The sequence below is a fragment of the Novosphingobium meiothermophilum genome, from assembly GCF_003171715.1.
GTDB classification, from domain to species: Bacteria; Pseudomonadota; Alphaproteobacteria; order Sphingomonadales; family Sphingomonadaceae; genus Novosphingobium; species Novosphingobium meiothermophilum.
The window spans coordinates 1-11,356 of sequence record NZ_QGHL01000005.1 but is presented as its reverse complement, the minus strand read 5'-3'; the positions used below and the strand labels follow the sequence as shown (position 1 = coordinate 11,356).

The 11,356-nt window shown below is 65.1% G+C and carries 13 protein-coding genes; 7 read left to right on the top strand and 6 right to left on the bottom strand.

All coding sequences use genetic code 11. The features are described from left to right. Window positions 1–9: 9 nt before the first annotated feature. Genes yidD through rpmH form a run of 3 tightly spaced genes read right to left on the bottom strand, consistent with a single transcriptional unit; the run spans window position 10 to window position 802 of the window. Window positions 10–219 (bottom strand): membrane protein insertion efficiency factor YidD, encoded by a 210-nt coding sequence (gene yidD, locus DKM43_RS03330; protein WP_109797089.1) that lies wholly within the window; start codon window positions 217–219, stop codon window positions 10–12. Beyond that, window positions 216–629 carry a ribonuclease P protein component gene (gene rnpA / locus DKM43_RS03325; RefSeq protein ID WP_109797088.1) on the bottom strand — a complete coding sequence of 138 codons (414 nt, stop codon included), beginning with the start codon at window positions 627–629 and terminating at the stop codon, window positions 216–218. Before rnpA ends, yidD begins: the two co-directional genes overlap by 4 nt. 38 nt (window positions 630–667) lie before the next feature. Beyond that, a complete protein-coding gene (gene rpmH / locus DKM43_RS03320) occupies window positions 668–802 on the bottom strand; it encodes a 50S ribosomal protein L34 (RefSeq protein ID WP_109797087.1) in 135 nt (44 codons plus the stop codon). Window positions 803–1,045: 243 nt separating this feature from the next. Between rpmH and DKM43_RS03315 the strand changes: the two genes are divergently transcribed. Continuing rightward, entirely contained in the window at window positions 1,046–2,359 is a 1,314-nt protein-coding gene (locus DKM43_RS03315; protein WP_161554027.1) for a sensor histidine kinase, read from the top strand. A gap of 59 nt (window positions 2,360–2,418) precedes the next feature. Here DKM43_RS03315 and DKM43_RS03310 read toward each other — a convergent pair whose 3' ends face one another. After that, entirely contained in the window at window positions 2,419–4,737 is a 2,319-nt protein-coding gene (locus tag DKM43_RS03310) for a CDC48 family AAA ATPase (protein ID WP_109797228.1), read from the bottom strand. On the opposite strand from DKM43_RS03310, the gene DKM43_RS16330 reads away from it, so the two are divergent. Further along, window positions 4,736–5,023: a hypothetical protein gene (locus DKM43_RS16330; protein WP_145960465.1), complete on the top strand. Its 288-nt coding sequence runs from the start codon at window positions 4,736–4,738 to the stop codon at window positions 5,021–5,023. The genes DKM43_RS03310 and DKM43_RS16330 overlap by 2 nt on opposite strands. Window positions 5,024–5,296: 273 nt before the next feature. Here the strand turns inward: DKM43_RS16330 and DKM43_RS03305 are convergent, their stop codons facing one another. Then, entirely contained in the window at window positions 5,297–6,076 is a 780-nt protein-coding gene (locus DKM43_RS03305) for a universal stress protein (RefSeq protein WP_109797085.1), read from the bottom strand. Window positions 6,077–6,244: 168 nt separating this feature from the next. Here DKM43_RS03305 and DKM43_RS03300 point away from each other — a divergent pair, with 168 nt between their 5' ends. Next, window positions 6,245–6,913: an HAD-IA family hydrolase gene (locus tag DKM43_RS03300; RefSeq protein WP_109797084.1), complete on the top strand. Its 669-nt coding sequence runs from the start codon at window positions 6,245–6,247 to the stop codon at window positions 6,911–6,913. Between the two features lie 34 nt (window positions 6,914–6,947). Here DKM43_RS03300 and DKM43_RS03295 read toward each other — a convergent pair whose 3' ends face one another. Then, window positions 6,948–7,820, bottom strand: a complete 873-nt coding sequence (locus DKM43_RS03295; protein ID WP_109797083.1) for a LysR family transcriptional regulator — start codon at window positions 7,818–7,820, stop codon at window positions 6,948–6,950. Window positions 7,821–7,913: 93 nt separating this feature from the next. Here DKM43_RS03295 and DKM43_RS03290 point away from each other — a divergent pair, with 93 nt between their 5' ends. The 4 genes from DKM43_RS03290 to DKM43_RS03275 are packed head-to-tail and all read left to right on the top strand — an operon-like array spanning window position 7,914 to window position 11,011. Continuing rightward, window positions 7,914–8,636 (top strand): CoA transferase subunit A, encoded by a 723-nt coding sequence (locus DKM43_RS03290; protein ID WP_109797082.1) that lies wholly within the window; start codon window positions 7,914–7,916, stop codon window positions 8,634–8,636. Beyond that, on the top strand, window positions 8,633–9,628 hold the full coding sequence (locus tag DKM43_RS03285) for a hypothetical protein (RefSeq protein WP_109797081.1): 996 nt from the start codon (window positions 8,633–8,635) through the stop codon (window positions 9,626–9,628). Before DKM43_RS03290 ends, DKM43_RS03285 begins: the two co-directional genes overlap by 4 nt. 22 nt (window positions 9,629–9,650) lie before the next feature. Continuing rightward, on the top strand, window positions 9,651–10,310 hold the full coding sequence (locus DKM43_RS03280) for a CoA transferase subunit B (RefSeq protein ID WP_109797080.1): 660 nt from the start codon (window positions 9,651–9,653) through the stop codon (window positions 10,308–10,310). A gap of 17 nt (window positions 10,311–10,327) precedes the next feature. Beyond that, window positions 10,328–11,011, top strand: a complete 684-nt coding sequence (locus tag DKM43_RS03275) for a glutathione S-transferase family protein (protein ID WP_109797079.1) — start codon at window positions 10,328–10,330, stop codon at window positions 11,009–11,011. Window positions 11,012–11,356 lie beyond the last annotated feature (345 nt).

Sequence of the window (11,356 nt, the reverse complement as noted above, 5' to 3'; positions counted from 1 at the left end):
GAAATAGGTTCAAGGGACCGGATCGTAGCCGCAACCGCCCCATGGATGGCAGCGCAATAGCCGCTTCGCTGCAAGCCAGCCACCCTTAATCGCGCCATGCTTTTCCAGAGCTTCGATCGCATACTGCGAGCACGATGGACTGTAACGGCACGAAGGCGGCAGAATCCGCGATGGGCCAAGCTGCCATGCCCGCGCGATGAGGATGAGAACGCGCTTCATTGTCTGCCTGCGCGTTGCCTGCCCGAACCGCCCCTGTCGCCGGGACGCTTGCGGGGGGGATCGCCCTTGCCCGCCGCAGCACGGGCAAGCGCGGCAGCCAGTTCATCGCGCAGCAGGGCAAAATCGCGTTCGATTCCGCCCTCGCGCCCGATCAGGATGTGATCCGCGCCGGCAATGCCGCCTTGCGGCAGGGCTTCGCGTAGCAGGGCGCGGAAGCGGCGCTTCATCCGGTTGCGGACAACCGCGTTGCCGATCTTCTTCGTTACGGTGACACCGAAGCGCAGGTCCGCCTCGTCCGGCGGCACGACATCGCGGTTGACCAACAGCACGAATCCGGGCCTTGCGACCCGGATTCCGCGGTTTGCAGCAACGAAGTCTGCCCGTTTCCGGATGGTGGCGATCCGGGTCATGCCCGCCTTCGCCTTGGCCGGAACGGTTGTGTCTGGCTTCAGGCCGAGAGGTTCTTGCGGCCGCGGGCACGGCGGGCGCGCAGAACCTTGCGACCACCGACCGTCGCCATGCGGGCGCGGAAGCCGTGGCGGCGGGCACGCACAAGGCGGCTGGGCTGGAAAGTGCGCTTCATCGGTTTTCTCTTCTTTGGCGAATCTGTTGAAAGTGCCGGACGCCAGCGTTGAGCCGCCCGGAATCAGGGGGTGGCCGATAGGCGAAGGGGGCTGCCGCGTCAACCCTTGCGGTGTTCTCGGACACTCGCGGTGCGATGCCCGCGCGGCGCCATTTCATCGCGCGGCGGCGGTGGTTCCCGCCTCCGGCGCATTGCGGCGCGATACGCGAGGCGTTAGGCCGGTGCAATGACAGGCAACGTGCAATGACTGGCAGCAGCCCCGCGCAAGGCGATGGCAAGGGCCGCACCTGGCGCCAGCGTATTCCCACCCTGGCGCTGTTCGGCGTGGTGGCACTTGCGCTGCTGGGCACTTTCACGCTCATCCTGACGACGGTCGAGGCCGAGCGCGTGCAGCGCGCGCAGGCTGCGCGCACCAGCGGCATCCTTGCCGCGCTTGACGAGATCGTGCGGGCCACGATCACCGGTGAAACCGGGCAGCGCGGCTTCTTTATCACCAGCGATACCCGTTATCTCGCGCCCTATCATCAGGGGCGGGCGCAATATGATGCCGCGCTGGAACGCCTGCGCAGCCGCATGGGCGGGCCTTTGCCGCCCGAACAGGAACGCCTTCTGGCCGAGATCGCCCGGATGGGCGATGCCAAGTGGGCGGAAATGGCAGGGGTGGTGGAGCTTGTGGCCGCCCGGCGCATTCCCGATGCGCATGTTCGCGTGCTGTCCGATGAAGGGCAACTGGCCATGGCCGGGCTGCGCCGGGCAGTGGCGCGTCTCGAAGCGATAGAGCAGGCGCGGCTTGATCTGGCGGTGCAGCGCGCCGCTGCCGCCGAGGCGCGGATGCTGCCATCGCTGGCCGCGCTGTTCGTGGTCATCGTCTGTGCGCTCGCACTGGGCCTGTGGCAGGCCATCCGCATGGCCGAAGCCGAAGCGCGCGCCGCCAATGCCGCCGAGATCGCCGCAGCACGCGACCGTGCCGATCTTCTGGCCAAAGAACTCAACCACCGGGTCAAGAACCTGTTCGCCGTGATCCTTGCCATCGTGAAGATGAGCGCGCGGGGCGATACTGCCGCCGCGCCTGCGGTCGATCGCATCGCCAGCCGCATCCATGCGCTGGTGACGGCACACGAAGTAACGCAAGGCGCGGGGCAGGCGCAGACAGTCGATCTTGCCGACCTGATCGGCAAGGCCATTGCGCCCTACCGTTCGGCCAGCGAGCGGTGTGAACTTGATGGTGATTCGCTGGTCCTGCCCGGCAGGCATGCCGTGCCGCTTGGGCTGGTGCTGCACGAACTGGTGACGAATGCCGTGAAATACGGCGCATGGGCGCAGCCGGGGGGGCTGCTGCGCATCGCATGGCGCCGCGACGGGGACGGCGCCCACCTCCTGTGGGAGGAAATCTGCGCGCAGCCGGGCGGTGTCACCATGGAGCCGGGCCGCGAGGGCTTCGGTTCGGCGCTCATCCGCTCGTCCGAGCGCCAGCTTGGCGGCACGATCACCCGCCGCGCGAGCGAGCGCGGGCTCGTTGTGGAAATGCGCTTCGCGCTGGCCGAAGCGGGGAACTGACCGGTTCCGGCCAGCCCCACGCCTGAGCCATTGCTGTTCGAGCCTTCCCGGCCGCGTTGTCAGCCGTGCTTGCTCTCGCGCAGCGGCTGGACCATGCCCGGCGTGATGAAGCCCAGCGGACCGGGGTTCATCGCCCGCTTCTTCAGTTCACCCTTCATGCGGGCATATTCTTCTTCCATCTGCTCCGTCACCGTTGCACGCGAGGCGGCGAGGGCATCGGCGAAGTCGGCCGCCGTCACGCTTTCGACGTTGCCGCCTGCGCGCCGGATGGCATTGAGACCGGCGCGGCGCACTACGTCCTCCAGATCGGCCCCGGTAAAGCGCGGGGTTTCCCGCGCGATGGCGGCCAGATCAACGTCCGCCGCCAGCGGCATGTTGCGCGTGTGGATGCCCAGAATGTGCTGGCGTCCTGCAAGGCTGGGCGTGCCCACATAGACCAGTTCGTCGAACCGGCCGGGACGCAGCAGCGCCGGATCGACAAGGTTGGGCCGGTTGGTCGCGCCGATCAGGATCACCGATTGCAGTTCCTCAAGCCCGTCCATCTCGGCAAGGATCGTGTTGACCACGCGCGCGGTGACGCTCGGCTCGCCCTGTCCGCTGCCGCGCGCGGGCACGAGGCTGTCGATCTCGTCGATGAACACCACGCAGGGCGCCACCTGCCGGGCGCGGGCAAAGAGCCTGGCAAGCTGCTGCTCGCTCTCGCCATACCATTTCGAGAGCAGGTCCGAGGACTTGATGGCGATGAAGTTGGCTTCGGCTTCCTTTGCCACGGCCTTGGCCAGCAAGGTCTTGCCAGTGCCCGGCGGGCCATAGAGCAGGAAGCCCTTGGCCGGCCTGATGCCAAGGCGGTGAAAGGCTTCCGGGTTCTTCAGCGGCAGTTCCACGCCTTCGCGCAGGCGCTCCTGCGCCTCGTCAAGCCCGCCGACATCGGCCCAGCCGATGGTGGGGGTCTGGACCATGACCTCGCGCATGGCCGAAGGCTGCACCCGCTTGAGCGCCTGCAGGAAATCGTCGCGTTCGACGCGCAGCGAATCGAGCACTTCCTGCGGAATCGTCTGCTGTTCGAAATCGAGGCGCGGCATGATCCGGCGCACTGCCTCGATAGCCGCTTCACGCGCCAGCGCGGCAAGATCGGCGCCGACAAAGCCGTGCGTCGTGCGGGCCAGTTCCTTCAGGTCCACATCCTCGGCCAGCGGCATACCGCGGGTGTGGATGGCGATGATCTCGCGGCGGCCGGGTTCATCGGGCACGCCCACCACGATCTCGCGGTCGAAACGGCCAGGACGGCGCAGGGCTTCATCGATGGCATCAGGCCGGTTGGTGGCGGCAATGACCACGAGGTTGGAGCGCGCCTGCAATCCGTCCATCAGCGTGAGCAACTGCGCGACGAGGCGCTTTTCCGCCTCGCCGTGAACCTCGCTGCGCTTGGGCGCGATCGAATCGATCTCGTCGATGAAGATGATCGAGGGCGCATTCTTTGTTGCTTCCTCGAACACCTCGCGCAGACGCTTCTCGCTCTCGCCATAGGCCGAACCCATGATCTCAGGGCCGTTGATGGTGAAGAAGGCGGCATCGCTTTCGTTCGCCACCGCACGCGCGAGGCGGGTCTTGCCCGTGCCCGGCGGGCCGTGGAGCAGAACGCCCTTGGGCGGATCAACGCCGAGACGGGTGAAGAGTTCGGGATAGCGCAGCGGCAGTTCGACCATCTCGCGCAACTGGCGAATCGTGTCGCCCATTCCGCCGACATCGTCATAGTTGACATCGGCCCGGCCCGAACGTGGCTCCTCGTATTCCGGGCGCAGTTCCACCTCGGTGTTCTCGTCGATGTGAACCACGCCCTTGGGGCTGGTGGAAACGACGGTCAGGCGAATCTGCGTCAGTGCGAAGGCGGGCGCATTCAGCATCTGGCGCAGTTGCGGGGGCATGTCGGCGCGGCTGATCTGCTGCTGTCCCGCCGTGGCAACAAGATCACCGGTGACAAGCGGACGGCCCGCGAAGTTGCGCTTGAGCGCGAGCGCCGGTCCTTGCAGGCGCAGGTCCTTCTGGGCGGGCGCGAAGACCACGCGCTGGGCGGGGCGGCTTTCCAGCTTGCGCACTTCGACATGCTCGCCCGAACCGACATCGGCATTGGCGCGCTGCAAGCCGTCAAGGCGGATCAATTCCAGCCCTTCGTCTTCGGGATAGGGCTGGATCACGCGCGCGGCGGTGGCGCGCTTGCCCACGATCTCGATGACGTCCCCTTCGGCAAGGCCAAGCTGGGCCATGACGTGGCGACTGATGCGGGCAAGGCCGTGGCCGCTTTCCTCCTGACGGGCACCAGCGACCTGAAGGCGGGCCGTGCGCTGATCCTGCCGGGCTTCGTTTGCCGCATCTGCCATGGGTTTTCCGCTGCCTCCTGAACTGCTGATACGAGCCGATGTGGTGAGCCGTTCAAGGATTTCAAAGGGCAGGATGCGCCGTCGCGCCATCCGGGGGCCGGGATGGCGCCTTGCGGGCAATGGCGGGCAAAAAAAGGCCCGGCAGTTGCCTGCCGGGCCGGGAAGTTTTGGGAGAGGATGCCTGAAAGGCAGTTTCTGTATGCATCACGCCATGGATTTGTGCAATTGCGAAATAAACCGTATCGGTTGCGCTTTTTGCAATCCTCTAATCAAAATATTGATTTAAACAGAAATTAAAATGGTTTCCATGGAAACGAGACGTGATCGTCCGTTTCGCAAACGATTGATGTGGGGTGCTGCGAATCAGGATGGTGCAATGCAAAATGCCGATTTGTAGACAATTTCCGCCGATGCGGCGGAATCGCGCAGGTGAGGCAGAGCCTGCACGAGTCGCAGGGCCGCAGTGCCGGATTCCGACGGCCAGTCCCAATACAATCGCAACCGCGCACGGCTGTGCCGGCGCGGTTGCAGGGGGCAAATTGTGCCGAGGGGCGCGGGTTCAGTGTGCCATGAGCAGCGGGATGCGCGATCCGTCGAGCATTTCGCGCGATACGCCGCCCAGCAGCAGCTCGCGCAGGCGGCTGTGCCCGTAAAGGCCCATGACGATCAGCCCGGCACCAATCTGTTCCGCCGTTTCCGTAATGGTGCCAGTGATCGATCCGCTGCGCTCGCGCTCATGCGTTTCGGCATGAACGCCATGGCGCGACAGATAGACTGCTGCATCCGCGGCCGGGAAGCTGTTGTCCTTCTCCCGCACGGTGAGCAAATGGACCTGACCCGAAATCTGCAGGAGCGGCAGGGCGGCGCGCATCGCGTTGGCAGCTTCGTGGCCGCCATCCCATGCGATCAGCACCGGCTTGTCGAACGTCAGCATCGGCAGGCCGCGCGGCACGCCCAGCACCGGGCAACGCAGGCTGAGGGACATTTCCTCGATGGTGGGATCGGTCAGGCTCCCCACGACGACATCGGCAAACCGCGCTGCGGCAGCAGCCGCGGTGATTCGTTCGGCATCGAGCACCTCGATCGAGAATGGCACGTCCTGCGAGGCGAAACGCGCATCCAGTTCGGCGGCCAGTTTCTCGTTGGCTTCGCGCGCTTCCTTCAGCGCATAGGCCGATACAGCTGCCCCGCCAAAGGGTTCCCACACCGCCATCTGGGCAAAAGGCGTGGCAATCTGGAACGTGACATGGCCATCGCAGATCCGTGCCAAGGCCAGCGCCGTTTCGATCCGGTCGTCAAGCGATTGCGAAATATCGATCGGGCAAAGAATGGAGCGCATGGGGATCCTCCTGATGGCCGCCTGGTCGGGACTCTCTATGGACCGCAGCATGACCGAGACCATGATCTGCGTCAAATATCATGGCAATATCAGCAGTTGCGCCATTTCATCGGATGATTAGGAGGTGTCGGATGAATGACGGCCTGACCCGGCCTTCGGAGAGATTGCATGACCTCTGCATCGGTTGTTGAAGCGGTGATCTTCGATTTTGGCGGGGTCATCACATCCTCGCCGTTCGAGGCATTCAACCGGCTTGAGGCCGAACGCGGATTGCCGCGCGATTTCGTGCGGCGGATCAACGCCACCAACCCCGACAGCAACGCCTGGGCGCAGTTCGAGCGTTCTGAAATCGATGCTGCGACCTTTGACCGGCTCTTTGCCGAAGAAGCCCGCGCGCTGGGCCACGAACTTGATGGTGCTTCGGTCCTCGCGGTGCTGGCGGGGGCGGTCCGTCCGGCGATGGTCGGCGCGCTCGACCGGCTGGCCGGGGCCGGCTTCCGGCTGGGCTGCATCACCAACAACGTGCCAGCCGGGCATGGCGCGGGCATGGCGCGCAGCGCCGATGCGCACGACACGCTGGAGCAGATTTTTGCGCGCTTCGAACATGTCATCGAAAGCAGCAAGGCTGGCGTGCGCAAGCCCGATCCGCGCATCTATCTCATGATGTGCGAAGCCCTTGGTCTTGCGCCTGCGCAGTGCGTCTATCTTGATGATCTGGGCATCAACTGCAAACCGGCAGCCGCTTTGGGAATGCACGCCATCAAGGTGACGAGCGGGGAGCAGGCGCTGGCCGATCTTGGGGCCGTGCTGGGGCTGGATCTGCTGGCGCCAGGATGAAACCGCGCCCATGGCGGCAGGAGCTGAGGCGTTCCTACGCGTCGATCCTGAGCCGGGCCGCGCGGCGGAACAGTTCAAGCACCAGCGGATCGCTCTCGGTGCTGCGTATAGCCGCTTCGAAGCTGAGGCGCCGGGCCGGACGCGGCAGGACTTCGGCCAGCACGCCTGAGGCCAGCAGGCCGCGCACCATCGGTTCGGGCATGACTGCCGCGCCCCCGCCGCCGCTGACAATGTCGATCAGCGTGCGCACGTTGTTGCAGGTGCCCAGCGATCGCGGGGCAATGCCGTGTTCGGCCAGCGAAGCCACGGTCACGCCATGAAGCGGCGAATGATCGGGGATCGACCATACTGGCAGCGGCGCGCCAAATCCGCCCGCTTCCACGGTCTGGCGGCTGGCGGCCCAGACCAGCCCCACCTCGCCGATCGGAGCCGTGCGGATGCCGGGGCTGGCGACCGGCCCTGCAAGGAACGCAAGATCGATCGTGCCTGCCAGAAGGTGCTGGAACATCCGGGCGGTGAGGTCCAGTTCCACTTCCAGCGTGACGCCCGGCAGATCATGCTCGATAGCATGGACGAAGCCGGGCAGGCACGAAGCCGCGGCAATCTCTCCGCTGCCGATCCGCACCACGCCGGTCGCGCCTTCAAAGCCCGATGCGGTAAGCAGCGCCCGTTCAAACCCGGCCCAAAGGGGTTCGCATTCCTTGACCAGCCGCCGCCCCCGCGCGGTAAGCACCATGTTGCGCCCTTCGCGCCGGAATATGGCGATGCCAAGCTGGTCCTCGATTTCCCGCACGCGGGCGGATATGGCTGGCTGAGTGGTGTTCAGGCGTTCGGCCGCCGCGCGGAAGGTGCCAAGCCGCGCGATCCACAACAGGGTTTCCAGATGATACAGGGCAATGCGCTTCATTTCATCAGAGAGTGTTATTGATTGCGATAAAAAACAATCGCTCTTTTCAATTTGTGGGCTGTGCTATCGCTTGGCCGAAAGGGAGATCTGTTGATGTCGAAGAAGCTCTACCCCGATGCCGCCGCGGCGCTGGATGGCTTGCTGCGCGATGGCCTGCTCATTGCCTGCGGCGGTTTCGGGCTGTGCGGCATTCCTGAACGGCTCCTCGATGCCGTGCGCGACAGCGGGGTCAAGGATCTGACCTTCGCGTCCAACAATGCCGGCATCGACAACGAAGGCATCGGCAAGCTGCTGCGCACCCGTCAGGTCAGAAAGATGATCTCCAGCTACGTGGGCGAGAACAAGGAGTTCGAGCGACAGTATCTGGCGGGCGAGCTGGAAGTGGAGTTCTGCCCTCAGGGCACACTGGCAGAACGGATGCGCGCAGGCGGTGCGGGCATTCCCGGCTTCTACACGCGCACGGGCGTCGGCACGCTGGTGGCCGAGGGCAAGGAAACCAAGGTGTTCGATGGTCCCAATGGCCCGGCCGAATATGTGCTGGAGCAGGGCATCTTTGCCGATCTCTCGCTGGTCAAGGCGTGGAAGGCGGATGAAACGGGCAATGTCGTCTTCCGCAAGACCGCGCGCAATTTCAATGTGCCTGCGGCCACCTGCGGCAAGGTCTGCGTGGTGGAAGTGGAAGAGATCGTGCCTGCGGGCAGTCTTGATCCCGACTGCATCCACCTGCCGGGCGTCTATGTCCAGCGCATGATCGTGGGCGCACCCTACGACAAGAAGATAGAGTTCCGCACCGTGCGCGAGCGGGAAGCCGCATGAGCCTGCGGGCACTGCCTCTCCCGGCGGTGCTGGCGCTGGTCCTTGGCGCGACACAGCTTGGCGGCTGTGTTGCCGCCGCGGCGCTCGCCCCGCTGGCGGCGGGCGGCGCGATGGCGGGGCGGTCTGTCGGCAACAGGCAGGCCAAGCCGGAAGAGGCCAAGGCTGCTGCGGCAAAGCCCGCCCGCGCCGAGGTCACGCTTGGGCAGGGTGTCGCCGTGCCGCCGCCGATGAAGGCCCCCGCCGCGCCTGTCGACGCGCCGGCATCCGCCGAAGCTGCGGCCGCACCCGCTCTTCCGTCCGAGGCGCTCGAAGCAGGCGAGGATGGGCCGTCGATCGATGAAGCACGGGTGAAGCCCCTCGGCGAAGGGGCGGAAGAACTGCCCCCTCCCGCAACGGCAATCCCCCGCCCGCCCGCGGCCGTTCAGGCGAGCGATTATACTGCCTTTGCCGCCTTTGCCCTTGCCCGCGCGCAGGCATCCGGATCTGCGGCTGGCGTGGTCCGCAAGTCGGTGCTGGTGGATCAGCGCAGCCTTGCCGCCATCCCGGTGCTGCGCAATTGTGATCGCCAGCGCGGCGCCGTGCTGATCGATCTTGATGTGGGCACCGATCCCTTTGATCTCGATGATCCGCCCAGCCCGGACGAAGGGCTTGCCGATCACCTTCGCGCCATTCGCGCCACGGGCGTTGCCGTGCTGTGGATCGCCTCGCTGCCTGAAAGCGAGGCAAAACGGCTGGGCACGATCCTGAAGGCAACCGGCCTCGATCCGTTGGGAATCGATCCGGTGGCCCTTCTGCGCCCGCGCGAAACGCGCAAGCAGCAGATCCTCGACCGGCTGGACCGGGACTGGTGCGTTCTGGCCATTGCCGGGGATCGCAAGGCCGATTTCGACGAAGTGTTCGATTACCTGCGCAACCCAGAAGGGCCGGTGGCGCTGGCGCTGGAGCAGCATATCGGAGCCGGTTGGTTCCTTGTGCCGCCTCCGATCAGATGATTCTTGCAGGAAGACCGATACCATGACCACGCATGACGGATTGAAGGCTGGCTGGAGCCGTGACGAGATGGCCGCGCGCGCCGCGAAGGAATTGCAGGACGGGTTCTATGTGAACCTCGGCATCGGCATTCCGACGCTGGTGGCCAACCACGTGCCCGAAGGCATGACGGTCACGCTCCAGTCGGAGAACGGGATGCTCGGCATCGGGCCGTTCCCCTATGACGATGAGGTCGATCCCGATCTCATCAATGCGGGCAAGCAGACGATCAGCGAACTGCCGCATTCCGCCTATTTCGACAGCGCCACCAGCTTTGCCATGATCCGGGGCGGCAAGATCGATCTGACCGTGCTGGGCGCGATGGAAGTGGCCGAAAACGGCGATATCGCCAACTGGATGATCCCCGGCAAGATGATCAAGGGCATGGGCGGCGCGATGGACCTTGTCGCAGGCGTGAAAAAGATCATCGTGGTGATGGAGCATGTCGCCAAGGACGGCAGCCCCAAGTTCATTCCCGCTTGCACGCTGCCGCTGACGGGGCGCGGCGTGGTCGACATGATCGTGACCGACCTTGCCGTATTCCAGCGCCCGGATCACAATTCGCCTTTCCGCCTCATCGAATGTGCGCCCGGTGTCTCGGCAGCGGACGTCCGCGCCCGCACTACGGCGCACTACGTTGAATAGCCGGGGAGTTGTTTCCGGTGAGCTATGTCCTGATAACCGCGAACCGGAACTATTCGAGCTGGTCGCTGCGCCCGTGGCTGCTGATGAAGGCGCTGGGCATTGCCTTTGCCGACCGGATCGAACCCTTCACCAAGCCGTCGAACTACGAGGAGTTCCGCAGCTTCTCGCCGACAGGACAGGTTCCCGTGCTGCTCGATGGCGCGCGCATGGTTTGGGATTCGCTTGGCATCACGCTCTATCTGGCCGAGCGTCATCCCGGCGTGTGGCCGCAGGACGAAGCCGCCCGCGCCTTTGCCATGTGTGCCGTCACCGAAATGCACGGCGGCTTTGCCGCCTTGCGCCACGATTGCACGATGAACGTGGGCGTGCGGGTGACACCCCGCCCGATGCGGCCCGAATTGCTGCGTGACGTCGCGCGCCTGCGCGAAATCTTCGAGGAAGGTCTGGGGCGGTTTGGCGGACCGTGGCTGGCCGGACCGGCCTTCACGGCGATTGACGCCTTTTTCGCGCCAGTAGCCTTCCGCATCCGCACATACGGGCTTGATGTGGGCGGCGGTGCGGACTGGGTGGAACGGGTGCTGGCCCATCCGGCGATGCAGCAGTGGGAAGCCGAGGCGCTGGAGGAAACCTGGCGCGAGGAAAGCCACGAGGCCGAGCTTGCCGCGTGCGGCGCAATCATTGCCGACTATCGCAGGCAATAAGCAGGACGGTCGCCCACAGAGCCTGCCTGACCGAAGCCCGGTTGCGCAAAAAGAAAGGCTGACCCGAAGGCCAGCCTTGGAAAGTTTGGGAGAGGATGCCTGGAAGGCAAGCCTTATCTGGGTGAAACCGGCTGGATCGGCAAGTGCGAAGGGCGGAATTGCACTTGCATGGATTGCAATCGGTCGATCTTTGCAGAGCGAAGACCCCGCATCGCTGCGGGGCCTTCATGCGCTTCACCCCTGGTCAAACCTCACAGCTTTTCTGTGAGTTCCGGGACGGCTGAGAAGAGGTCTGCGACGAGGCCGATGTCTGCGACCTGGAAGATGGGGGCGTCTTCGTCCTTG